The sequence below is a fragment of the Dictyoglomus sp. genome (assembly GCF_049968615.1).
In the GTDB taxonomy this organism is placed as follows: Bacteria; Dictyoglomota; Dictyoglomia; order Dictyoglomales; family Dictyoglomaceae; genus Dictyoglomus; species Dictyoglomus turgidum.
In genome coordinates this window covers 49,580-73,797 of sequence record NZ_JBMFQK010000004.1, presented here as the reverse complement: position 1 = coordinate 73,797, position 24,218 = coordinate 49,580, and the positions used below count along the sequence as shown (strand labels likewise).

19 protein-coding genes are annotated in these 24,218 nt (G+C 33.3%); 6 read left to right on the top strand and 13 right to left on the bottom strand.

Annotation, left to right across the window (positions count from 1 at the left end; genetic code table 11):
- Complete coding sequence (locus tag ACP5QL_RS04595; RefSeq protein ID WP_273333615.1) at window positions 1-663, bottom strand: response regulator transcription factor; 663 nt, start codon at window positions 661-663, stop codon at window positions 1-3.
- A 41-nt stretch (window positions 664-704) separates the two neighbouring features.
- On the opposite strand from ACP5QL_RS04595, the gene ACP5QL_RS04590 reads away from it, so the two are divergent.
- Complete coding sequence (locus tag ACP5QL_RS04590) at window positions 705-1,601, top strand: glycosyltransferase family 2 protein (protein ID WP_272996071.1); 897 nt, start codon at window positions 705-707, stop codon at window positions 1,599-1,601.
- A gap of 208 nt (window positions 1,602-1,809) precedes the next feature.
- On the opposite strand, the gene ACP5QL_RS04585 is transcribed toward ACP5QL_RS04590, so the two are convergent.
- From ACP5QL_RS04585 to ACP5QL_RS04550, 8 genes are all read right to left on the bottom strand, one after another.
- Complete coding sequence (locus ACP5QL_RS04585; protein WP_272996073.1) at window positions 1,810-2,982, bottom strand: O-antigen ligase family protein; 1,173 nt, start codon at window positions 2,980-2,982, stop codon at window positions 1,810-1,812.
- Between the two features lie 88 nt (window positions 2,983-3,070).
- On the bottom strand, window positions 3,071-4,429 hold the full coding sequence (locus ACP5QL_RS04580; protein ID WP_272996075.1) for an alpha-glucosidase/alpha-galactosidase: 1,359 nt from the start codon (window positions 4,427-4,429) through the stop codon (window positions 3,071-3,073).
- Window positions 4,430-4,454: 25 nt separating this feature from the next.
- Window positions 4,455-5,438 carry an ABC transporter ATP-binding protein gene (locus ACP5QL_RS04575; RefSeq protein WP_012582574.1) on the bottom strand — a complete coding sequence of 328 codons (984 nt, stop codon included), beginning with the start codon at window positions 5,436-5,438 and terminating at the stop codon, window positions 4,455-4,457.
- Window positions 5,431-6,426: an ABC transporter ATP-binding protein gene (locus ACP5QL_RS04570; protein WP_012582575.1), complete on the bottom strand. Its 996-nt coding sequence runs from the start codon at window positions 6,424-6,426 to the stop codon at window positions 5,431-5,433. The genes ACP5QL_RS04575 and ACP5QL_RS04570 overlap by 8 nt, the downstream gene beginning before the upstream one ends.
- The gene (locus ACP5QL_RS04565; protein WP_012582576.1) at window positions 6,427-7,305 is read right to left on the bottom strand and encodes an ABC transporter permease; all 879 of its coding nucleotides are present in this window, start codon (window positions 7,303-7,305) and stop codon (window positions 6,427-6,429) included.
- A gap of 13 nt (window positions 7,306-7,318) precedes the next feature.
- Window positions 7,319-8,329: an ABC transporter permease gene (locus ACP5QL_RS04560; protein WP_012582577.1), complete on the bottom strand. Its 1,011-nt coding sequence runs from the start codon at window positions 8,327-8,329 to the stop codon at window positions 7,319-7,321.
- A 72-nt stretch (window positions 8,330-8,401) separates the two neighbouring features.
- A complete protein-coding gene (locus tag ACP5QL_RS04555; RefSeq protein ID WP_012582578.1) occupies window positions 8,402-10,264 on the bottom strand; it encodes an ABC transporter substrate-binding protein in 1,863 nt (620 codons plus the stop codon).
- A 138-nt stretch (window positions 10,265-10,402) separates the two neighbouring features.
- Complete coding sequence (locus ACP5QL_RS04550) at window positions 10,403-11,395, bottom strand: LacI family DNA-binding transcriptional regulator (RefSeq protein WP_428125689.1); 993 nt, start codon at window positions 11,393-11,395, stop codon at window positions 10,403-10,405.
- Between the two features lie 154 nt (window positions 11,396-11,549).
- Between ACP5QL_RS04550 and ACP5QL_RS04545 the strand changes: the two genes are divergently transcribed.
- Both ACP5QL_RS04545 and ACP5QL_RS04540 read left to right on the top strand, forming a co-directional pair.
- Window positions 11,550-12,764 carry a lipid-A-disaccharide synthase-related protein gene (locus tag ACP5QL_RS04545; RefSeq protein WP_012582580.1) on the top strand — a complete coding sequence of 405 codons (1,215 nt, stop codon included), beginning with the start codon at window positions 11,550-11,552 and terminating at the stop codon, window positions 12,762-12,764.
- 1 nt (window position 12,765) lies between these two features.
- Window positions 12,766-15,786, top strand: coding sequence for a glycosyl hydrolase (locus tag ACP5QL_RS04540; protein ID WP_012582581.1), 3,021 nt, complete (start codon window positions 12,766-12,768; stop codon window positions 15,784-15,786).
- Here the strand turns inward: ACP5QL_RS04540 and ACP5QL_RS04535 are convergent.
- Window positions 15,783-16,535, bottom strand: coding sequence for a DUF4272 domain-containing protein (locus tag ACP5QL_RS04535; protein WP_272996081.1), 753 nt, complete (start codon window positions 16,533-16,535; stop codon window positions 15,783-15,785). The two genes, ACP5QL_RS04540 and ACP5QL_RS04535, sit on opposite strands and share 4 nt — an antisense overlap.
- A 189-nt stretch (window positions 16,536-16,724) precedes the next feature.
- On the opposite strand from ACP5QL_RS04535, the gene ACP5QL_RS04530 reads away from it, so the two are divergent.
- The 3 genes from ACP5QL_RS04530 to hpt are packed head-to-tail and all read left to right on the top strand — an operon-like array spanning window position 16,725 to window position 19,298.
- Entirely contained in the window at window positions 16,725-17,834 is a 1,110-nt protein-coding gene (locus ACP5QL_RS04530; protein WP_012582583.1) for an iron-containing alcohol dehydrogenase, read from the top strand.
- A 2-nt stretch (window positions 17,835-17,836) separates the two neighbouring features.
- Window positions 17,837-18,769: a cytidylate kinase family protein gene (locus ACP5QL_RS04525; RefSeq protein WP_012582584.1), complete on the top strand. Its 933-nt coding sequence runs from the start codon at window positions 17,837-17,839 to the stop codon at window positions 18,767-18,769.
- A 4-nt stretch (window positions 18,770-18,773) separates the two neighbouring features.
- Entirely contained in the window at window positions 18,774-19,298 is a 525-nt protein-coding gene (gene hpt / locus ACP5QL_RS04520; RefSeq protein ID WP_012582585.1) for a hypoxanthine phosphoribosyltransferase, read from the top strand.
- On the opposite strand, the gene ACP5QL_RS04515 is transcribed toward hpt, so the two are convergent.
- The 3 genes from ACP5QL_RS04515 to ACP5QL_RS04505 form a co-directional block, all read right to left on the bottom strand.
- Window positions 19,295-19,666, bottom strand: a complete 372-nt coding sequence (locus ACP5QL_RS04515; protein WP_164930939.1) for a PadR family transcriptional regulator — start codon at window positions 19,664-19,666, stop codon at window positions 19,295-19,297. The two genes, hpt and ACP5QL_RS04515, sit on opposite strands and share 4 nt — an antisense overlap.
- Before the next feature lie 132 nt (window positions 19,667-19,798).
- On the bottom strand, window positions 19,799-22,132 hold the full coding sequence (locus ACP5QL_RS04510; RefSeq protein ID WP_273333606.1) for a glycoside hydrolase family 31 protein: 2,334 nt from the start codon (window positions 22,130-22,132) through the stop codon (window positions 19,799-19,801).
- Window positions 22,133-22,157: 25 nt separating this feature from the next.
- Window positions 22,158-24,215: a discoidin domain-containing protein gene (locus ACP5QL_RS04505; RefSeq protein ID WP_428125678.1), complete on the bottom strand. Its 2,058-nt coding sequence runs from the start codon at window positions 24,213-24,215 to the stop codon at window positions 22,158-22,160.
- Window positions 24,216-24,218 lie beyond the last annotated feature (3 nt).

Sequence of the window (24,218 nt, the reverse complement as noted above, 5' to 3'; positions counted from 1 at the left end):
TTAGTCCTTTCTGAAGGAATATCCTACTCCTCTTATGGTCTTAATATACTTACCTCTTTCTCCCAACTTTTTCCTTAAATAATTTATGTATACTTCTACCAGATTTTCCCTCTCATCATAATAATCACCCCATATGGAGGATAAAATCTTCTCCTTAGAAAGAACAATATTCTCGTTTTTGAGAAGAAGATAAAGAAGAGAAAATTCTGTTTTAGATAGCTCAACTTCTTTACCATCTATAAATACCCTATGTTGATCCACATAAAGTTCAATTCCATGCTTACTTATGATTTCTTCCTTTTTCTCTTTTCTTCTTGATACTGCCTGAATTCTTGCAAGGAGCTCTTCTATACTAAAGGGCTTAACCACATAATCATCAGCCCCTAAGTTGAAAGCTTCTACCTTATCCTTCACATCTCCTAAAGCGGTAAGCATTATTATTCCGAGATCAGGATACTTGTCCCTTAACCTCTTTGCTACCTCTTTTCCTGAAAGCCCTGGAAGCATAATATCAAGAATAACTACGTCAGGCTTAAAATCTTCCACCTCAATTAGGGCATCGTAGCCATCTCCTACAACTTTTACCTCGTGCCCCTCGTGGGTAAGCTCTAACTCTAAAAGATGAGATATTTTCCTATCATCTTCAACTACAAGAATTTTCATAGTTTTTAGTATAGCATAACCTATGCTATAATGGTCTATCTATGGATATAAGTGTAGTAATACCAACATATAATAGAAAAAAAATCTTAGAAATAACTCTCCCTAACATATTGAATCAAGATTTTGAAGGGGAATATGAAATCATTGTTTCAGATGATGGATCAGAAGATGAAACCTCTTCATACATAAAGGAACTTCAAGGAAAATATAAAAATTTAAAGTACATAAAAAATAATGAAAGAAAAGGACCCGCCTATGCAAGAAATAGAGCCATAGAAATTGCAAAAGGAAAATTAATGGTCTTTATAGATAGCGACATATTTGTGAAAAAAGATTTTCTAAAAAATCATTTTGAAATTCAAAAGAAAAATAACTTCAATATACTCGTACAAGGACCTGTAATTAATACCTATAACTGGGAAAAACCATGGGAAGAAAAATTTAAATTAAGAGATATCTCCTCTGCCTATTTTGCCACAGGAAATGCCAGTATTCCAAAGGAGATTTTATTAAAAGCTGGCTTTTTTGATGAAAATTTTACTTTTTATGGCTGGGAGGATTTAGAACTTGGAATAAGAATAAAGAAGTTAAATATTCCCAAAATTACCTCTGAAAAAGTAACAGTATGGCATATTCAAACTCCCCCAAATCTTAAAAATCTTCCGTATCTTCTTAACAAAGAAAAAGAAAGAGCAAAATCCGCACTATATTTTTATAAAAAGCACCCCATCTTAGAAGTAAAAATGATGATACAACTTGGAAAAATATATGAAATAGGAAACTTCATACAAAGATTATTTGGATTAATAAATGAAAAAAATATTGATAAATGGTGGGAGTGGGCTGAAAAAAGAGGATATCATACTTTATCCCAAATATTCCTCTCAGGAGTACTCAATAAAGTTTACTTAGAAGAATTAAAGAGAATTTCCTCGTAAACTTTAATAGTTTCATCTACCACCTTCTGCAATATTTCTCAAGGAACAAGCATCTCCCAAATATCATCCTAAATTTATCTCCACTATACCTCTTTTTCATAGGTTTTTAGATTAAAGGGAGTTAAAATAGGAATAATTAGCATAAGGTATTGCCAAAAAAAGTTAAAGTATCCTCTAATACCCTTCAAAAGTTCAACTAAATAAGCCTTTATTTCTCCAATACTAAAGTATATTCCTTATTCCTATTCAACAAGCCTATAAGTAAAGGAACATGTATGGAGAAAAGATCATCAAGAAGAACATGCCCAAAATATACCATTAAAATTGCTAAAATAATATGTTTATCCAAAGAATAATTAAATTTTAATCCTTTATATATCTTTTTAAAAAGCCAATAAAAGAAAAAAGAGGAGCCAATAATACCCCAACCCGATAAGAAATAAAAATAAATATTATGAGTAGTAACAGCATGAGAAAGCTCTCCAAGAATAAATTCTGGGACATATGGAAAGTTCTTTAAAGCATATTTGGGGTATTCATATACAAAACAACCCGGTCCAACCCCAAAAAGTAAATTATCCTTTATCATTCTTAATGTGCCAAGGTAGATGTAAATCCTTTCATAAATAGAACCTTGCCTGCCTTTTTGTAAAGAAATAGTTAACTTATTATAGAATTGGTTAAAAAATATAAAAAAAGCCAAGAGAAATAAAAAAACTATTAAAAGTACATACTTCCATTTTCTCTTAAGTTGGTTTAAAAATTCTTTATTTGATATTAAAACTATGAGCCCTACCAAGATTCCCAAAATTCCCCCTCTGGTCTCCGTTATCATAAATCCCAAAATACAAAAAACAAGCAAAAGTAAGATCTTCAAAATATCCCTTATATTCCTTTCAAAATATACCAAAAGTCCAATACCAGAAACAATTCCAAATTCCAAAAGCAAAGAAAGCCCTTGAGATTTTACTCCTAAAACTAAACCCCTTGGAGCATTTCCATCTACTATGGGGAACTCTAAAATATAAAGAGAAAATTTAAAAATCCTTGAAACAAAAAGAATAAAGCCAAGAATAGAGCTTCCTAAAAGAATGTAATAAATAATATTTTTATTGCTTTCCTTTAAACCTTCCTTCCCCAAGATATAAAACCCTACAAAGATGAAGGGTATTAGTGAGACAAGAAAAGCTTCTAACTTTTTACTTGAAAGCAAAGAACTTATAACTCCTGATATAAATAAAAGGACAAGAATTATTTTATCTTTATCATCCTCTATAAACTTAATTCGTAATTTTTTTACCCTAAGAATTAAATAAAAAACAAAAGGAATTTGAAAAATATAACTAAAAGAAGAAAAAATAAGCCCTAATTTTTCTAACATTTTCCCTCCTGTACCTATCTTTTAATCCTTAGAGGATATTATACCCTAAAATAATTAATTTGAGGGGAGAAAAATCTCCCCTCATTTCTCATTTATAATGTTTATTCATCTCTTCATTCCAAGGCTGAGATAAAATAGTCTCTACCAAATTCTTGCCTTGTTCAAAACTCTTAGTCCTTGGATCATCCATAACCATAAGTAGCAAACTGGTTCTATCTCCTTCTTGAAAAGCTTGAAGTATTCTTTCCATTCTTAACCATCTCGGTATGAGTACATAGAGCATCAATCTTGAGGGAATTTTTTCTATCTTCTCTCTTTCTATCCCATTTTTATCCACATATACAGGAATCTCTACTATTACATCATCAGGAATCCCTGGAATTGCCCCTTGGTTGGGTACATTTAATACAAGCCTTCGCCTATGATTATTAACTATCGCATCCACAAAAGGAATTATGGATTCCATGCTCTCTTCTACAGGAAGTTCCTTTACTATAGAGACATTAGGATCTCTTGCTAATCTCTCCATTTGAGCAAGCCTCAGTTTTAGACCATAGAGATACATAGTCCAACCTATTTCAGAATCAGGACCTCCCGCAGGATACCATTTCTTTTTCTCATTTAAATCAGTATGGAACCACCATGGTGAAACTGCCCTGGGAGTATCCCCTATGGGGAATAGACCATACAGTCTATACATCTCTACACTCGCCGGAGAAAGCTGAGTATATTCCCAAGGAGATATCATATATTCGTAAGAATTCCAAAGCTTTGGGGCTTCCTCTTCTATCCATTTATCTATTAAGGGATAAGCATTCTCTCCCTTATATTTAAATTTAGTGAGGAAAATGGAATGATTAAATCCTGCTACTTGTTCCTCTACATCCTTAGGATCAAGACCAAGCACCCTTATAAGATGAAATAGCTCTAAATATCCATGGCAGAAACCCACAACTTTTAAACCTGTTTCTCTCAAGGCCAAGTTTGTTCCCTCAAATACTGGGTTTGAAACCTGCATATACCAAGCATTAGGTGCTAACTTTTCTACATCCTTCGCAAGCTCCCTTATAAATTTTAATTGCTCATAAGCTGCAAATCCGCCATAATAATCGCTTACCCTATCTCCAAACCCTCTATAGTATCCCAGGCTTTCTGCAATCTCTCTTTCCTTTTCCATATTATGATAGCCACCTATTTTTACCACGTTAATAACGAAATCAGCCCCATCTATTGCCTTTTTTCTATCGGTGGTCTTTTCTAAATTTAATCTTGCCCCTGTTTCCTTCATATATTTTTCTGCAAGGGTATAAACCAGATCTAACCTCTCTTCATTTATATCCATAAATACCACGGTACTTCCAGAAAGATCCTTATAGTAATTAAGATCTTGAAGAAGCTTCATAGAGAAAGAAACACTACCAGCACCTATAATAGCAATCTTTACCATAAACTCTAAACCTCCCTATTTAAGATTAGTTTTTTACAAATTTATGACACATAACCCACCTATCATCCACAAAGACTTTTTTAGGTTCCTCATTGATACAAATATCTTCTCTTTCATCGCATCTTTCCGAGAATTTACAACCCAATTTTGTAAATTCCTTTACTTCTTGGGTAGAAAGTTTAATCTCTCCTGTCCACTTTTTATCAATGTCCGCCTCAGGCACTGATGCAATAAGCAGTTTTGTATAAGGGTGAAGAGGATTCAACATAACCTTCTCTACTGGTCCCATTTCTACTATATTTCCTCTATACATTATGGCAATCCTATCGCTTATATAATATGCGGTAGCTAAATCATGGGTTATATATATAACAGAAATTCCTAAGTTTTCTTTTAATTCTTTAAAAAGATTCACTATAGACATTCTTAAAGAAGCATCTACCATAGATACAGGTTCATCTGCTACAAGCAGAGAGGGAGTAGTTATTAAGGCTCTTGCTATGGAAACCCTTTGAAGCTGTCCTCCAGAAAGTTCATGAGGATATCTTTTTTCTATCTCTTTCAAACTTAGCCCTACAACTTCAAGTATCCTATTAACTATTTCTGAAGCATCGTTTTTGTTATTTGCTACTCCAAAATTTACTGCAGTTTCGTAAAGATAAGAATCTACCCTTTTTAGAGGATTAAAAGCCTCAAAGGGATTTTGAAATATGGGTTGAACTTCCTTCATAAAAGCCTTTCTTTCTTTTTTTGAGTTTAACTTAGCTATATTTACTCCCTTATACAGGATTTCCCCTGATGTGGGCTCAAGAAGCCCTAATATCATACGTGCAAGAGTAGTCTTACCCGAACCTGTTTCCCCCGCAATAGTAAAAATTTCTGGTCTGTCTTTTAAAATACTAAAACTCTCCTTATTGACAGCCACAAGTTTCACTCCTAAGAATCTACCTCCTATGATAAATACCTTCGTTAAATCTTTCACATAAAGTAAGTATTCTTGTTCATTCATGAATTTCAGCCTCCTTACTGTGTAAAAAACAAGCTACTTTATGTCCATTTTTCACATCTACAAGAGCAGGAACCTCTTTCTTACATATCTCCATAGCCATGTTGCATCTTGGATGAAATCTACAACCCTTAGGAGGGTTCAATAAAGAAGGGGGAGCTCCAGGAACACTTTTTCTTAAACTCTTATCTCCAATTTTAGGGAGAGATTCAATAAGATATTTAGTATAAGGATGAAGGGGATTCTTAAAAATGTCCCGTGCTGATCCTATCTCTAAAATTTTTCCCGCATACATAATAACGATTCGATCAGCAATATTAGCATGAACCCCCATATCATGAGTAACTATCACAATACTGTTTTTAAATTCAGATTGAATCTTCTTTAAAAGCTGAATAACCCCTCTTTGAACTACCACGTCAAGAGCTGTAGTTGCCTCATCAGCAATAATTACTTTCGGTTTCAAAATAGTACTTAAAGCAATTGTAACCCTTTGTCTCATGCCTCCTGAAAGTTGGTGAGGATATGAATTTAAAACTTCCGAAGGGAGCCCTAAGGCCTTTAAATGTTCTTCAGAAATTTTCCTTATCTCCCCTTTATCCTCAATTTTAAGATGTACTTTTAATAAATCCTCAAAGGTTTTTATAATCTTTCGGGTTGGATTAAGCACACTCATGGATCCTTGAGGTACATAAGAGAACACTTTCCACTTTAAGCTAGTTATTTCATCTTTTTTAGAAATTATATCTATCTCTTCTCCATTAAACTTGTATAAGATTTTGCCATCAAGAACTGTAAGAGGTGGTTTTATAAGACCAATCATAGTCTTAAGGAGAGTACTTTTACCACAACCCGATTCTCCAGCAATACCAAGAATCTCGTTCTCTAAAACCTCAAGATTTACATTATCCACTGCCCTTACCCTTCTTTCAACTCCATACAAAGAAGTTACATAATAAGCCCTTAGATTCTCTATCCTTAAAACCTCCATTTAAGCTTCTAAGCCTCCTTCTTTCATCCTCATTCTTTGAAGCCTAGTTCTTGGATCTAAGTAATTACTTATACTCACTGAAAGAAGGTATAAAGCTATAAAGAGTAGAATAGCTATAAGAACAGGAGTAAAAATCCACCACCATATACCCCTCAAAAGGGCTTGATATTGAAGAGCCCAATATATAGTGGTTCCTATGGTGGGAGTTTCTAAACTGGAAAGTCCATATATGGCAAGGGTAGTTTCCATTCCTATAGCCCATAAAATTGTATTTATAAAGTTAGCCATTACCCATGGTATAACAAAAGGCAAATGTTCAGTAAGTACAATCTTTAAGGTATCCATACCAGAAAAATTAGCAGTATAGGTAAATTCTCTCTCCCTAAGACCTAAGACTATGGACCTCACTTGCCTTCCTCCCCAGGGCCAAGAGAACAAAGATAAAATCACAGCAATTAAAACTATACTTATATGCTGCTTGATTATAGAAGAGATGAGAATTAGTATAGGCAAGCTTGGAATTACAATAAAACTATCATTAATAGACATTAAAATTCTATCTGTTCTTCCCCCTAAATATCCAGCAACAAGTCCAACCAAAGTACCAACAAATATGGAAATAACAGCAGTAAGAGAACCTAAGAAAAGAGAGTTTTTAATAGCATGGGTCAAATTCCAAAATATATCCTGTCCCATAGAATTTGTACCTAATATATACTTAAAAGAAGGAGGAAGATTCTTGGGAGCCACATTCCAAAGTTTTGGATCATAGGGAGACAAAAAAGAAATTAAAGCTAAGAAAATTAATATCATCAGAACAGTAAATCCAAAGGCAAATTTTTTATCACTTTTATAAAGATCTTTTATAACTAAGAACATTACTTTTACCTCCTCATCTATACCTGACCCGAGGATCAAATAAAGGATATAATAAATCTATCAATAAAGCTGCTGTAGCAATTCCTACAATAGAAAACACTGCAATTCCCATAATTAAGTTATAATCTCCATTATTGATAGCCATATATAACATTTGACCAAGCCCCGGATAAGAAAAAACAGTCTCCGTTATCAGTGAGCCACTAAATATACCTCCAATCTGAAGAGCAAGATTAGTTATTTGAGGTAAAAGGGCATTTCTCATTACATACTGAAAAAGTATTCTTCGGGATGGAATTCCCATAATCTGAGCATAAACCACATAATCGTCGGAAACAATAGTAGAAGTCAAAGACCTCATACTTAAAAACCACCAACCGATACCTATAAGAATAAGAGAAAGAGCTGGTAAAAAGGCATGTTTCAGCACATTTAATATAAATTCCAAAGAAAAAGAAGGAGTCAAACCAACACTATATCCACCTGTCATAGGAAACAGTGGAAATACATAGGCAAAAAGAATAAGAAGTACTAAAGCCATAATATAATATGGAATTGGATATATGGTCATGGCTAAAAGCCCAAGAATCTTTGCCCAATTTCTATCACCATAATATCCCGCAAGCCCACCAAGGATGTTTCCTATAATCCAAGAAAGCAAAGCTACAGTAATAAGAAGGCCTGCAGTCCATGGCAAAGAATTCATAATAATTGATATTACAGGAGTTGGAAAGATAGAAAGGGAAGGTCCAAAATCTCCTTTAAAAAGTCTCCCCCAAAATTTTAAATACTGTTCTAAGACATTACCTTTTAATCCATAAAGTTCCATCATCGTTTCTTTAAGTTTCTCTATAGCTGAAGGGTCAAGATATTGAGCTCCATAAGCAGTCATTCTATTTAAGACTGTTACTACAGGATCAAGGGGCGTCAATCTTGGAACTAGGAATACTACAGTAATTCCAATGAAAATAACAATAAAGTATTGAATCAACCTCGGTATAATATATCTTTTTAAAAAATTCATCTACTAATAATTCCCTCCTTTTCAAAACTAAGGGGGCATCCATAATGGATGCCCCCTAAAAACTTTCAGAAATTATCTTCTTCCCGTTGGCTGTAGGAATGGTAATATGAACTTAAATTGTCCCCACCACCAAACAGGTGCCATATAGGAATTATCCGAAGTTGGGAAGTTGGTCCAATAATAATGATCTTGAGCATTAAACTTAAGGTTAATTATGAACACAGGTGCAGGCATTTCTTCAACATAAAGCTTCAATATATCCATAACTATAGATTTTGCCTTAGGAGACTCTGGTTGTAGGTTAACTAACTGATCCAATAACGCATCAAGTTTTGGATTCTTCCATCTAATTTGATTCCCTGCGGTAGCAACCTGTCCTGTTGGTTTAAGGAATCTGGAGTGATAACCTTGTACAAAGTTATAGAAATCAGTCGCTGGTACTTCCCAATAAGATCCAACTTCAAAATCTCCAAGATTCCATTTATTCCAGAAAGGACCAGCTTCTACTGTTTCTACATTCACATCTATTCCAAACTTTCTCCATTGATCTGCTACAGCAAAAGCAAGCCTTGTAGCATGAATCTCAAAATTAGCTGGTGCAGTTATAGTAATCTTCCAAGGTGTCCCATCAGGTAGATACCACTTACCTCCAACTTTCTTAAATCCATTCTTAGTAAGGAGCTTCTCAGCTTCATCAGGAGCATACTTCCACCAACCAATTCCAAATATCTCCCTCGGATTACCCGAAAAAGTATATCCTCTCTTTTTAGCATAATCTACAATTCTATCTGGAACTGTAGGATCCCATGGTTTAAATCCATCCTCAAGAGCAAAATTCTTCAACCAATCTTCTAAAGGCAAGTAATACTCTTTCAACAAAGACTCTGTGGCACAGATCCACAAAGGATTAACCCTTGCAATACCGTCAAATCCAGAAGTTACTACATCCACTATATCGGTAGCGAGAGTTAATGCCCATCTTACATCTTTATTATTATATGGTGCCTTTTCTAAGTTCATAGCCATAATTCTTGCTCTAACATCATCCATCCATGCCCATGGGAAGTCCTTATACCAAACCCTTGAATAGGGGTTACTCTTTCTCAAAATCTCCCAGGCTTCAGGAGTTAGATCAAAAATCAAGTCTAACTGATGCTGTGCCTGGGACATAACTTTCTTCTCGTCGGGTCCATAATAGATGAACAACACATATCTTGGTTTTGGCATTCCATAAAGCTGACCTACACTGGTCCTCTTCCAATCAGCTCTCCTTTCAAAAAGCCACCAATATCCTTGAGGATCATATTGTTTTAATAAATAGGGTCCAAGAGAAACTGGAGGATTAAACTCAAACTTCAAAGGATCTTGAACCTTTTCAAATACATGCTTAGGCATAATATAACAAGTAGCATAAACAATAGATGTAAACAAATAATGGAATGCAGGTACCGATTCTTTTAATTCAAAAACCACTGTATAATTATCTTTCTTATATACTTTCGAGACATATCTATTAAAGGCATCACTATAGGACATTCCGGGATGTGCCATCAAATATGTTACTGTAAACACTACATCATCAGCAGTAAAAGGTTTACCATCACTCCAGTATATACCTGATCTAAGTTTCACTGTCATCTTTTTGAAGTTGTTTTCATAAATTGGAGCTGATGAGGCAAGAGCATTTATTGTCTTTCCCGTTTGTGGATCCAAATACCACAATCCATCAAGAAGCATCTGCTGAGTTCCATTCCCCACAGAAACTCCAGGCTTCCAAAAATTAAAATCCTTAGGATTTGCAAGTCTTCCATGTAAAGCGTCTACAATTAAGGTTTCGTGTCTTGGTAATTTGGGAAGAACCTGTGAAAATGTTACAGAAGAACCTAATAGAGAAAGCAAAAGGATAAATAACAATAAAATTGAAATCTTTTTCATCTAAAATCTCCTCCCCCTAAAAATTTAGAATAAAAGAAACCCAAAAACTATAAAACAAAAATCCTATCCTTTCCTATTTCACCTCCCTTTGTGTAAGCGCTTTTACATTGGAATTATATTTCAGTTAAAAATAATTTGTCAAGAGGTTAACCTTATGACTAATTCTAAAGGGAGTTCTATATGAGTAAAGGAGGAGTCTATGCCTAAGAGAAGATCAAGTAGAATTTTAGCACCCACCTCTCCCATTTCGGTCATGGGCTGTCTTACCGTGGAAAGCCCCAAATACCTAGCATCAGATATATCATCAAAACCTATAATAGCAACATCCTCAGGTATCCTTAAACCGCTTTCAACTATTGCACTCATAACCCCCATAGCTTGAATATCTGAAGTGCAAAATACTGCATCAAAAGGAATACCTCTACTAAGAAGGGTCTTTCCTGCCCTATAACCTTTTTCCCAAGAAAAACCTGTCTGTATGTGAAGACGAGGATTAAAATTCAAATTTGCCTCTTTTAAAGCTTGTAATAATCCTTCATATCTTTTATAGCTTGCCATAAAACCAAGAGGATCATGAATAGCTCCGCTTACAAAAGCTATATTCTTTCTACCAGTAGTTATAAGATATTTTACCGCCATATAAGCACCCTTTTTGTTGTCTACATATACACTGGGAAAATCAGGATGAAAACTATCTACCAATACTACAGGTTTTCCCATTTCTTTTAAAAAATCTGCCTCTTTCTTTTTAATATCAAAGGAAACTAAAATCATTCCATCACATCTATTAAAAACTTCTCTTGTGAAGATTTTTTCTTTATCCTCTAATTTCTCCACATTATAAAGATGAATGGAATAATCACTTTTAGATATTACATTATTTATTCCTCTTAACACTTCAACAAAAAAGTCCCGAGTAAAAAAGGGAACAAATATAGAAATTACATTGGTCTTTAAAGTCTTAGTAGCAAGACTTCTTGCCACAACACTGGGAGAATATCCAAGTCTATTTATAGCTTCAAGTACCCTCTTTTTAGTCTCTTCTCTCACCTTGGGAGAATTATTTAGAACCCTTGAAACAGTAGCTATACTTACTCCTGCTTCTCTCGCCACATCCTTTATGGTAATCATCTTTTATTCATCACCTCTTATTAAGCTTTTAACATTATTTTATCAAAGACAAAAATTTCTGTAAACGTTTTCTTAATGCAAAATAGCTTCATTTGACAAGAATATTCAATAAAATGTTAGAATTTTAAAAACTTATGCTTTAGATTGGGGAAATATGAAAAGGATATTATTTATAAGTAATGGATATGGAGAAGACTATGTAGCAGTTAATGTAGCTAAAGAAATTCTAAATATGGAACCTTCTATAAGCATAGAAGGGCTCCCTATAGTTGGGGAGGGGAATTTATACATAAACAGCCAAATCCCCATAATAGGTCCCCATAAATTCACCCCATCGGGAGGTTTTTTAAGTAGCATAAGAACCCTCGTTAAAGATGTAAGAGAGGGATTAATAAAACTTCATTATAAGCAATTAAAAAGCTTGAAAGAATGGTTAAAAGAGGATGGAATAATTATAGCGGTTGGAGATATTGTCCCTCTCGCTTTGGCAGTTTTTTCTAAAAAACCTTTCTTTTTTATAAGTATTCAAAAATCTGTCTACTATGTAATAAATAATAACTACGAAAACATAGAGAAAAAAGAAGCAATAAAGATAGCAAAAAAAGCCTACCTCTTGGAGTATTATTTCATGAAAAATAATAGACTTTTAAAAGTATTTCCTCGTGATAAATTGTCCTACGATATACTAAAGTTATCCCACATAAACGCTGAATATTTAGGAAATCCCATGATGGATGGGTTAGAGCCTACAGGTAGATTAAATCTTGATAAATTTGAGAATTACCTTAAAGTCCTTCTTCTTCCAGGTTCAAGAATTCCAGAAGCCTACAATAACTTTAATATAATCCTTAATGGAATTTTTTCTCTTGTTCACTCAGATATTAAAGAAAGATTTCTCTTTCTTACCGCTTTAGCAAAAAGCATAAATATGTCAGAGGTTAGCAAAATCCTTGATGAGAAAAATTTCACTCATATAGATTCCTCCGAAGATTATATGCTATATAACTATAAAAATCATTTTCTTCTCCTTACAAATTTATTTAACGACTGCATACATCAAGCCCAAATAGGAATTTGTATGGCAGGAACTGCTACAGAACAATTTGTAGGGTTAGGAAAACCCGTCATTGTCATACCTGGAAAAGGTCCTCAGTATACTAAAAAATTTGCTTATGCCCAAAAAAGACTTTTAGGACCTTCCCTTTTTATTGCAGAAAATCCTAAAACCCTTCCCAATGTCTTTAAAAAAATATATAAAAATGAGAAAATTCTTAAAGAGGTGCATGAAAATGGAAAAAGAAGAATGGGAGAAAAAGGAGCTTCCCAAAAGATTGCAGAAAGTATAATTAAAACTATAAAAGGGGGATAATATGGAAGAGGTAAAAAAATGTTTCAAAAATCCTGGAAAAGAGTATCGTGCTATACCATTCTGGTCTTGGAATGATAAATTAATCTCCTCTAAGCTTATCTCTCAAGCAAAAGATTTTAAAGAAAAGGGAATTGGTGGATTCTTCATGCATTCAAGAGTGGGACTTGAAACCGAATATATGGGGGAGGAATGGTTAAAATGTGTAGAGGATGTGGTAAAAGCATCAAAGGAAATAGATATTGATCCCTGGCTATATGATGAAGATCGTTGGCCCTCAGGTTTTGCAGGAGGAAAGGTAGCAAAAATAATAGGAGACGAAGGAAGAGCAAAAGTTTTAGCAATGAAGATTTTGAAAGGTCCACATGAGTTAAAAGGAGATGAACTTGCCATATATAAATCCCAAATAGATGGAGAAAAAATAAAATATCTCCAAAGAATAGAAAATAAAGTAGAACTTTTAGAAAAAGAAGTCTTAATTGCCTTATATAGACTTATTGCTCCTAAAACTGAGTGGTATAATGGAGATTCCCCACCAGACAATTTAAACCCTAAAAGTGTAAATGCTTTCATAAAATCCACCCATGAGGTATATTATAAGAGATTAAAGGAAGAATTTGGAAGAACTGTAAAAGGCATATTTACTGATGAACCCAACATTTATCCTTATCTCTGGGGCGGTGAATTTGATGTTGAATACGTTTTACCATATACTGACATATTTCCACAATTTTTTAAGGAAAGAAGAGGCTATGACTTTTTTGAAATAGCACCTTATGTATTTCTTAACGGGGAAAAATCAATAAAAGCAAGATATGACTTTTGGAGAACCATATCAGAGCTTTTTGTAGAAAGCTATACGAAGCAAATTTCCAATTGGTGTAAAGAGCATAATATCCTTTTTACAGGACACCTCTTAGAAGAAAACATCTTTCCCCATGCTATACTCTGCTCAGGCTCCATAATGCCTCACTATGAATATTTAGATATTCCAGGAATTGATATATTAACCGAGGTAAAGTATGAATTCTTAACAGTAAAACAGGCATCAAGTGTAGCAAATCAATTAGGGAAAAACAGAGTAATATCGGAAACCTACGGGTGTACAGGTTGGGAATTTACCTTTGAAGGGCAAAAACATGTAGGAGATTGGCAATATGCCCTTGGAGTAAATTTAAGATGCCAACATCTATTTTTATATTCATTAAGAGGTTGCAGAAAAAGAGATTACCCTCCATCCTTTAACCACAATCCATCTTGGGAATACCAGAATCTTATAGAGGACTATTTTGCAAGACTCTCTTATATACTAACCTTAGGAAAACCTATAAGAGAAATACTTCTTATTCATCCTATTGAAAGTAGTTGGTGTGAATTTAATGGAAGAGATAAAAGCATTCCTCAAGAAAGAGGAGAGGAGTTCCAAAATATTATCTCAGCTCTTTTAGGAATACATTATGATTTTGATTTAGGAGATGAAACGATTATAGAAAAATATGGGAAAGTGGATAAAGAAAAAAAGGAATTTGTAATTGGAGAAGCAAGATACAAATTGGTTATTTTGCCTCAAATGCTAACCTTAAGAAAATCAACCCTTTTTCTTCTTTTAGAATTTTTAGAAAGTGGCGGGAAGGTAATTTTGTTAGAGCCACTGCCTGAATATATAGAAGGAGAAGAAAGTAAAGATTTGGAAAGATTACTAAACCACAAAAATACTGTAATCTTAAAAGGAAGAAAAGCCCTCACAGAAAATATAGAAAATATTCTACTAAGAAGGATTTCTATAAGAGATGTGGTAGGTCAGGAAGCAGAGCAGTTTTTGTATATGGAGAGAGTTTTCAATGGCAAAAAGATATTTTTCATTGTAAACAATGATAGAGAGAGAGGATATGAAATAGATCTTTATCTTCACGGGGAGGGAAGAATTGAAGAATGGGATCTTTTCACAGGAGAAATAAAAAATGTATTCTCTATGCCTACTGAAGGATACCAACACCTAAGAGTAAAATTTGCACCTGCAGATTCCAAGCTTTATGTAATGTATCCGGGAGAAATAGGAAAATTTGAAAAACCTAAAAGAATTCAAAAAGTCCTTTATATGGAACCTGTATTTGAAATAGAGAGGTTAGATCCCAATGTTCTTACCTTGGATACTTGTCAATATAAGATAGAAGAAAATTGGTCAAGAGAAGTTCCTATATGGATAGCCCAAAGAGAGATAAGAAAGTACTTGGGCATGATAAATATTGATCACAATCATGGAATCCAAAGATGGAAATGGGTAAATACTCCTCATTCAAAGGACAACACAAAGATAGAGTTAAAATTAAAATTCCAAGTTAAGAAAGTTCCTAAAAAAGAAATACTTCTTCTTACCGAAAACTTTGATGAGATAGAAAAAATCTTTGTAAATGAAATTGAAATAGATAAAATTGATAGAGGGTGGTATTTAGATGAAAATTTCCGAAAAATACCACTTAAAAATATAAAAGAAGGAGAAAATGTTATACACATTATTCTCACATACAAAAACAGCACCGAGCTTGAAGACTTTTACTTATTAGGTGATTTTGCTGTAAATCCTAAGAGAGAAATTATTGAGGAGGATAAAAGCTTATCCTTAGGAGATTGGACACTCCAAGGATATCCACATTATGCTGGAAGAATGCTCTATAGACAAAATATAAATGTAGAAAAGCAAGAAAAAGAAGAAATATTCTTATCCATAGACGATTTTTCAGCCACATTAATAAAAGTAGTAATAAATAATAAAGAATGTGGTCTTATACCCTGGAAATCTTATAAACTCGAAATAACTGATTTTTTAAACAATGGCGAAAACAAAATAGAATTAATTCTTTACGGTAGTTTAAGAAACATGCTTGGCCCATTACACCATAGAGCTCAAAAAATTCCCTTTGTAAGTGCTCAGAGCTTTAGAGTTGAAAAAGAAGAGTATACTTCCCAATATGTATTTTATCCTTATGGATTATTCTCACCAGTAAAATTGGAGGTGATGTATTAAAACTCCTTTCTTTCGTCCCAACTTTTATAATAACCACAAAGCCAATTAAGGGTTAAATATCTCTCTATGATTATATTTGAAATATAAACGTAGTCTTCTTTTTCCAAGTGAGAAAAAGGTCTTCCTTTTATAGGAAAATCATTTTCTAAAATTTCTTTTATTGCCCCTAAGCTTAGAGCCTTCTCAGTCAAAATTTTAATAGCTTCATCATAGGACTTCCCTTCTTCTAATTTATAATTTTCCTTCATCATTCTTCCCAATTTCCATCTAAAATACCAAAGTTCTGCAATCTCTCTTTCTTTCATAAGTTCCTTATAATTTCTTAATTTTGCCCTATTCTCAAATTCTTCTCTACTCTTCAAAACAGGAATTAAATCAATAACATCATTTAATTTAAAACCTTCCTCGTAAGGAGGTATTTTATCAATAAAAGAAAGAGCCCATAGAAGTATACCCAAATCTTCCAAATAGCTTAAAGAAAGAAAAATCTCCATCTCTTCCCATTTCCCAATCTCTTTACCAAGGAGTAATTTTTCTCTTGTGCTTAAAATGTTTATTATATTTTCATCTTCCATCCAATCTTCAACTTCATCAAAAAAGTTTTTCTCAATTTTCAGGATCTCTTCATCTTTTGAGGAGGAATAAATAGCCTCTGCTTGTGCCCTCAAAAAGAACACAGCCACAGAGATAGCTCTATTTATTACCGTTTTCTCGTCGGGTGGATTTAATAAAATATCTTCCTCTTCCATTTTTACCATCTATAGTTTATAAAGAAAATTAATGCATATAAGAATAGCCCAAAACTCATAAGAAGGCTTATAATTCCAAGTATTTCTACCACTTTACTTAAGCTCTTCATTTTTCGCACTCCTTTAAGAATTTGTTAAAGTATATTATAATATTGTTTGTATGAAATTAAAAGGAGGAAATAGCCTATAATGGCAAATATCTTAGAAATTCCCAAAAAGGTTATATATGGCAGGGGGAGCATATCAGTTATAGGAAGTGAACTCAAAAAAATTGGAAACAAATTTTTATTTCTCACCGGCAAGTCTTCACTTAAAAAAAGTGGACACTTAGATAAAATTGTGGAAGAGGTTAAAAAATATGATCTTGAAGTAATAGTAATAACTGGCATACCTTCTGAGCCCAATGTAGATGTAGTTTATCAGATTTGTGACAAAATTACAGGAAATAATTTTGATGGAATTGTGGGCATTGGGGGAGGAAGTGTAATGGATATGGCAAAAATTATTGCTTTTCGTCTAAAGACTAAGTTAAATCCTATAGATGCTAAAGGTAAAGAAGTAGAAGATGCCCTCCCTATAATTGCTATCCCAACTACTTCGGGTACTGGCAGTGAAGCCACAAAATTTGCGGTAATAACCGATGATGTAGTAAAGGATAAATTCATAATTATGGGAAGCGCTTTAATACCAACCCTTACCATAATTGACCCAGAATTAACCTTTACCATGCCTCCCCTTGTAGCAGCATCAACAGGAATAGATGCTTTTTCACATGCCATAGAATCCTATTTATCAAGAAACTCAACCCCAATAGTAGAATATTTTTCAAAGTCTGCCATAGTAGATATATATAACTTCTTACCAGAGGCAGTGTTAAACCAATTAGAAAGTGCAAAAGAAAGAATGGCTTACGCAGCTTTTTGGGCAGGTGTGGCTATAAACAATACAAAAACCACTTTAGTACATGCTATGTCCAGGCCCTTAGGAGGAATCTATAAGATTCCCCATGGTATAGCAAATGGAATCTTACTTCCAGCCTATTTAAGATTCAATGCTCCTTTTATCTCCGATGAAAAATATAAATTCTTAAAAAACACCTTAGGAGGAGATCCTCCAGAAAAAGTAGAAGAGTTACTTAAAAAATTAAATCTTCCCACTAAAATTTCTCAGGTAGTCAGAGAAAAAATAGATCTTGATCTTTTAGTAAAAAGAACTTTGGAAGCTAAATTCAATGTGGAAAACAATATAAGACCCGTAAAAGAAGAGGATGTATACAATCTATTTTATGAAGTAATGTAAAAATGAGTAAGATAAAGCTTATTACTGTCTCAAGAGATTTTGGAATTGACATTGACCATATAATAGAAAGGATATCAAGTAAAGTAAATGGAGAAATTATTGATAAGCAGAAGATTTTGAATTATCTAAAAGAGATAAATATAAATGTAGAAGAATTCATTAAAAAAGAAAAAGAATTAATATATGGAAAAAAAGATAAAGAATTCATAGAAGACTACAAAAAATACATAAAAGAAGGAGTAAAACTAATAATTGAAGAAAAAGATTCTATTTTATTCCTATTAGGAAGGGGAGGACAATTTATATTTAGAGATGAAGATTATGCTTTTCATTTAAATATTTTTGCACCATTAAATTTTAGAATAAAGTACTTAACTCAAAAATATCTCCTTCCTGAAGAAAAAGCCCTGGAGATAATAAAAGAAAAAGATTTTGAGAGAGAAGCTTTTTACAGTATAATGTTCGGTACAGATTGGAAAAATCCATATCTGTACAATTTAGTTATTGACCGCTCAGTTTTTACCCCTGAAGAAATCGAAGACATGATCTTAAAGATCATTGAGAAAAAAGAAATTTCAAAAATTCAACTCGAACAAATACCTCTTCCCACAAAACCTAATTTTGCCAACAAAAGCGAAGAAGAATTTGCAAAAATTTTATCTTTCTATCAAATAAGATGGGAATATGAACCAAGAACCTTTCCCTTAGAATGGGATAGTGAAGGAAATATTGTTGAATCTTTTACTCCCGATTTTTACCTTCCTGATTTTGATCTTTATATTGAGCTAACTTTACAAAAGCCAAGGGTTATGAGTGAAAAACTTAAAAAAATTAAAAAACTAAAAGAGCTATATCCTAATATTAAAATAAAACTTTTCTATGGAAAAGAATATGAAAAACTACTTGCTAAATTTGGTGTTATGGGAATAAGATAAAGCTATGGAAAAGATTGGTAAAATCTTATTTACAAAAGAAGAAATAGAAAAGAGGATAAAAGAATTAGGAGAAGAAATAAGCAAAGATTATATATACAAAGATTTAGTCCTTGCTTGTGTTCTAAAAGGAGCAGTATATTTTACAGTGGATCTTACAAGAAATCTAAGTGTACCTTTTGTATTAGACTTTATCTCTATCTTAAGTTATGGATCTTCAAGGGAGAGTCAAGGCATTGTCAGGATAATAAAAGATCTTGATGTGAATATATATAATAAAGATGTTTTAATAATTGAGGATATTGTGGACACAGGGTTAACTCTATCTTATTTAATAAGAAACCTTCAAGCCAAAAATCCATCCTCCATAAAAGTCTGTACTCTGCTTGACTGCCCCGGAAGAAGAATAATAGATATAGATGTAGATTATAAGGGATTTGAAATACCAAATTATTACGTCATAGGATATGGCCTTGATTACAAAGAAAAATATAGAAATCTACCTTATATTGCAATTCTTGAAGAGTTTTAGAATTTCTTTGAACTTAATTCAAGAAACTTATTAATATAATCCTGCATCTCTTCAATATGCTTTATAATGTCCTCCCTTAATCTCTCACCTTCCGAAGTAAGTCTATACACTTTCTTGGCAGGACCCGTACCTTCCAAATCCCATCTACTCACAATAATTCCTTCCTCTTCAAGATCCTTCAAAATTCTATATCCTCTTCCCATACCACCTATCCCTGGAGAAAGAAGATTTGGAAAAATCTCACTTAAAGAAGAAATAAGTTCATATCCATGAAGCTCTCTCTCAGAAAGAGAGATTACTATCCATGCCCTTAACCAGAACGTGGGTGAAAGTCCTGTAATTCTTGTCCTGCACTTTTTCACTTTCATCCCTCCTATATTCCATTTTTATATATATGATAAGTTCATTTATTTGTCAAGGAGGGAGAAGAGGATAAATAACTACTATAATTAATAACTCAGGGAGAAGGCACCCTATTCCTTCCCCCTTGAGTAATTACCTTAAAGCTTTATCTTTATATGATCTTTATCCTCTATTACGAATTCTTTATCAAGGTATCTTACTTTAAACCATTTCCTATCTGAGTTATATTCTTTGTGAATATATTTTATCTCAAAACTTCTTTCATCTATCTTAAATTTTATCAAGTTATAGATTCCTTTTTCATAATCCCATGATATGCCATCATCCTCATAGTATGTGAATTCACCCTTGCCAGGATAAATAAGAATTTCTAAAGTTTCTTGTTTCTTCTCACCGATATAGTTTTGAGGTTCCCAAAGAGGAATTATACTTCCTTCTCTAATAAAGATTGGTATTTTATCAAGGGGAGCTTTTATTGAAATATAGTCAGGTCCTTTATATACTTTCCCCTCCCAGAAGTCATACCACAACCCCTCTGGAAGATAAACCACCCTTGCTCTTACTCCTTCCTGATAAATGGGCGCCACAAGAATAAAAGGTCCCAATAAGAATTCGTCATAGTTATGAATAGCCTCTTTATCGTTAGGAAATTCAAGAATTAAAGACCTTATAAGGGGAATTCCTTTTTCCTTTGCCTCCCAAAACAGAGAATAAAAATATGGGATAAGCCTATATCTCAGCTTAATATACTCTTTTGAGATCTCCTCAACTTCTTTTGAAAACGCCCATGGTTCTTGTGATCTTGTATTTAATTCGGAGTGATTTCTAAAAAAGGGATAAAAAATACCAAGTTCTATCCACCTTACAAAAAGCTCTGGAGAAGAATCAAGACCAAATCCTCCTACATCTGCCCCAATAAAAGGTACACCAGATATTCCCAGATTTTGAAGCATAGGGATACTTATATAAAGATGCTCCCACCAACTTTTATTGTCTCCTGTCCATACTGCCGAATATTTCTGCACACCTGAAAAACCTGCCCTTGTAATTATTAATGGTCTTACATTAGGATTTTCCCTTCTCCATCCTTCATAACTTGCTTTTGCCATTAAAAGTCCATAAACATTGTGGATTTCATCATGAGTAAATTCTCCCTTTTCTCCATGCACCACATCCTTAGGAAAGGTCTTGTCATAAAAAATCTCATCATTATGATCAGAGAAAATTCCCCAAAAAGTATTGTGCCTCTCCCAAGACCTTGAGAAAATATCCATAGGATGAGAGAAAGAAGAAGGCTCATTCATATCATTCCATATCCCAGAAACCCCAGCCTCAGTAAGTCTCTTTTGCTTTTCCCCCCACCAATCTCTAACTTCCTTTTTTGTAAAATCAGGAAAAGCACATTCCCCAGGCCAAACATATCCTACATATATTTCTCCAGTGGACCTCCTGCAAAAAAAGTCTTTTTCTACCCCTTCTCTATAAATCTCGTAATTAATATCTTTTTTAACTCCTGGATCCACAATAGGTACTATTTTAAAGCCCATATTATTCAAATCTTCTATCATATTCTTTATATTTGGAAATCTCTCCTCATCAAAGGTAAAAACCCTAAATCCATCCATGTGATCAATATCCATATAAAGCACATCACAAGGAATATCTTTCTCTCTAAATTTTCTTGCAATATCCATAAGCATTTCCTTATTCTTATATCCCCATTTTGACTGCTGATATCCAAGAGCAAAAAGAGGAGGCATGTAATATCTTCCCGTAAGGAGAGTATAATTCTCAATTACCTCCTTAGGAGTAGGACCATAAATAAAATAGTAATCAAGTTCTCCATTGTCGGCATAAAAATAGTAATATTTTGAGCTTTCTTCCCCTAAATTAAAGTAAGTCCTAAAAGTATTATCAAAGAAAATGCCATAAGAAAACTCACTATTCCAGGCAAGAAAGAAGGGATGAGATTGATAAAGAGGATCAGTATGAGGATAATGATGAGGATCATCAGTATTCCAATTGATGTATTTTTTCCCTTTTTTATTAAGTCCTCCCATCTTTTCTCCAAGTCCTAAAAAAGCCTCTTCTTTTTCAAAGTTCTTAAAGGAAAATACTTTATCTTTATACTTTGCATATCCATAGTTTTTATAATCTGAATGAATAAGCTCATCCTCTTTTGTATAGATCTTTATATTGGGAATATTTTTATTTATAACTACCTTAAGAATTTCTGTGCTTAGTATTATATTTTCTTCCTTTTCCTCTACTGTAAAATCAATTTTAGGAAGCTCTTTCTCTATGGCAAAGGAGTAGTTATGCCTCCAAGCTTTATTTTTGGAAAAGTGAAATCTTATGATCTTTTCATTAATAACCTCTATCTTTAGATCTTCACTACCTATTAATAACAAACTTTTTCCCTTCTTTTCCCATGAAACTATCTTTGACCACGGCTTTGTTCTCTCCATCATATTTCTTACTCTCCTTACTTAAATTTTATTCATTCACCTCATCAGAATAAATTTCTAACTCCCCTATTTGTCCTCCTGTAGCCCCCGTATTCGCATAAAAAATGATCTGCACAAATCTTACTTCCGTAGGCTCTTTCAACTTGATATCTACAATATTACTTGTAAGAGGATCAAAGATATAGTCTGATTTAGGAACAAGAGTAAGATATTCATTTCCATCTAAGCTGTATTTAATCTCAAAACTTTGAATTCTTTTACTCCATATCCTATCTGGATTTAAAGCAATCCGTATAGTATGTATTTTATATATCTTTTCAAGATCAATAGTTATTATGTTAGGATAGGAATTAGCTTTTCCCTCCCAATAGCTTTTAATCTTTCCATCATTAGCATACCTTTCCCTATAAACATCTTGAAATCCATTAGCAGTAATAGGCTTCTTAAGAGCCACATTAACCCCAGAAGGTTTCTCAGGAACTATAGGCTGAAACCTCTTAAAGTTTTCTGGAACTTGAGCTTCTGTTTGTTCTGGGGTTTTAATCACTTTCACAAATTCAGGCTTTATATTGGAAAGAGAACTTAACACTTTTGGATCATATTTTCTACCCGTAGTCTCACTTTCTCCCACAAAACTTATTTTCACATTTTTTACAAAAAGATTTATTTTAAACTTTCCTTCTTCAAGGGTTTTAATTTTCTTACCTAAAATTTCCAGATTTTTAATTGACACATTTTCTACAGTATGCTTCTCATCATATCCAATAATCCTTGAAGGAGGAAAATTACCCCTAAGAACCCTTACATTTTCCACATATACATCCCTTATATTTCCTCTTTCTTTTGTGGAAGACCATTGGCTCGCAAGTACTGCAAAATCAATCAATTGATTATTTTCTCCCGCATCTCCTTGTCCCATAAGAGCATTTTCTACTACTATATTCTCATAATAGATATTCTTTACCAGAGCGTCATCACTATTGTGAATACTTATTACAGGTTTGTGAAAGTTATATAAAACTGTTATATTCCTAAAGCTAATATCAGAAATCACAGCATTCTCTTTTTTCCCTTTGTTAGTCTCATAGCCTATTTCCATAGACTGGGCAAGATCGGTCCATATTTGGATGTTATTAAAATTTATAAATTTTGAATCCACAGAATAATTTTTAACCACAAGACTATCATCCCAACTTCTTACAAAAGAATCAGAAACATTAATATTTTTGGAAGATTGAATAGTTATACCATCGCCATTTTGCCTTGCAGTAATTATTTTTACATTTTTGACTATAGTATTTTCACATTCAAACAAATTCAATGCCCAGGCATTTGGATTTGTAATAATAATTCCCTCTATAGTGATTCCTTTACTATTCCTCAAGTTAATAGGAACCCTCGCCGTTTCTCCTGGAGTAAGCCAATTCTTCCATATACTTCCATCAATAATCCCTCTTCCTCTTATAGTCACATTATTTAAAAATATTCCATGAATAGTAGTATGAAGTACTGCTCCGCCAGCAATATATAGAGTTTGCCCACTTTGAAGAGGGATATCCTCTATAGTCCACTCTCCAGGTCCTATATAAACAACATTAGGATCACTCCTATCAGGTACATTTTCCTCAAGGGGATTTGCAAATATATGCAGAGCTCTATCTGGAGAGTTATTAAATATTACAGTGTAAAATCCGGGTTCTTCTATATAGAAACTTATAACTTTTCCCTGAATAGTAGGCTTAATATTATATGAAGATGGTAAGACATTACAACTTTTTATATCTTTAGCAGTGGATATTTCAATTTTTAATTTTCCCCCTTCATAATCAAAATAACACATAGGAGTTGAAGAAAGCTTAATCTCTTCACTTCCCATCCATCTTCTGTTAGGATTTACAGGAATATCATACACAAAGACATCATGTCCTCCTACTTTAACTTTAATATCATTCGCAGGTTTCATAGTTTTAGGCGCCTCATAGATTACCAATTTAGGATTTGTTATGTTTTGGGCAAAATTCACTTTTATGCTTAAAGCCATAAACAAAAACAATAACAAAAGAAAGAAGATTCTTAAAGACTTCATAGA

What these genes read in the sequence shown, in the direction of transcription:
- ACP5QL_RS04550 (WP_428125689.1), bottom strand. Translation starts at nt 11,395, where the DNA reads ATGATTACCATAAAGGATGTGGCGAGAGAAGCAGGAGTAAGTATAGCT.
- ACP5QL_RS04510 (WP_273333606.1), bottom strand. Translation starts at nt 22,132, where the DNA reads ATGATGGAGAGAACAAAGCCGTGGTCAAAGATAGTTTCATGGGAAAAG.
- ACP5QL_RS04575 (WP_012582574.1), bottom strand. Translation starts at nt 5,438, where the DNA reads ATGAATGAACAAGAATACTTACTTTATGTGAAAGATTTAACGAAGGTA.
- ACP5QL_RS04545 (WP_012582580.1), top strand. Translation starts at nt 11,550, where the DNA reads ATGAAAAGGATATTATTTATAAGTAATGGATATGGAGAAGACTATGTA.
- ACP5QL_RS04590 (WP_272996071.1), top strand. Translation starts at nt 705, where the DNA reads ATGGATATAAGTGTAGTAATACCAACATATAATAGAAAAAAAATCTTA.
- ACP5QL_RS04580 (WP_272996075.1), bottom strand. Translation starts at nt 4,429, where the DNA reads ATGGTAAAGATTGCTATTATAGGTGCTGGTAGTGTTTCTTTCTCTATG.
- ACP5QL_RS04515 (WP_164930939.1), bottom strand. Translation starts at nt 19,666, where the DNA reads ATGAAAGTGAAAAAGTGCAGGACAAGAATTACAGGACTTTCACCCACG.
- ACP5QL_RS04535 (WP_272996081.1), bottom strand. Translation starts at nt 16,535, where the DNA reads ATGGAAGAGGAAGATATTTTATTAAATCCACCCGACGAGAAAACGGTA.
- ACP5QL_RS04525 (WP_012582584.1), top strand. Translation starts at nt 17,837, where the DNA reads ATGAGTAAGATAAAGCTTATTACTGTCTCAAGAGATTTTGGAATTGAC.
- ACP5QL_RS04565 (WP_012582576.1), bottom strand. Translation starts at nt 7,305, where the DNA reads ATGTTCTTAGTTATAAAAGATCTTTATAAAAGTGATAAAAAATTTGCC.
- ACP5QL_RS04540 (WP_012582581.1), top strand. Translation starts at nt 12,766, where the DNA reads ATGGAAGAGGTAAAAAAATGTTTCAAAAATCCTGGAAAAGAGTATCGT.
- ACP5QL_RS04530 (WP_012582583.1), top strand. Translation starts at nt 16,725, where the DNA reads ATGGCAAATATCTTAGAAATTCCCAAAAAGGTTATATATGGCAGGGGG.
- ACP5QL_RS04505 (WP_428125678.1), bottom strand. Translation starts at nt 24,215, where the DNA reads ATGAAGTCTTTAAGAATCTTCTTTCTTTTGTTATTGTTTTTGTTTATG.
- ACP5QL_RS04560 (WP_012582577.1), bottom strand. Translation starts at nt 8,329, where the DNA reads ATGAATTTTTTAAAAAGATATATTATACCGAGGTTGATTCAATACTTT.
- ACP5QL_RS04585 (WP_272996073.1), bottom strand. Translation starts at nt 2,982, where the DNA reads ATGTTAGAAAAATTAGGGCTTATTTTTTCTTCTTTTAGTTATATTTTT.
- ACP5QL_RS04570 (WP_012582575.1), bottom strand. Translation starts at nt 6,426, where the DNA reads ATGGAGGTTTTAAGGATAGAGAATCTAAGGGCTTATTATGTAACTTCT.
- hpt (WP_012582585.1), top strand. Translation starts at nt 18,774, where the DNA reads ATGGAAAAGATTGGTAAAATCTTATTTACAAAAGAAGAAATAGAAAAG.
- ACP5QL_RS04595 (WP_273333615.1), bottom strand. Translation starts at nt 663, where the DNA reads ATGAAAATTCTTGTAGTTGAAGATGATAGGAAAATATCTCATCTTTTA.
- ACP5QL_RS04555 (WP_012582578.1), bottom strand. Translation starts at nt 10,264, where the DNA reads ATGAAAAAGATTTCAATTTTATTGTTATTTATCCTTTTGCTTTCTCTA.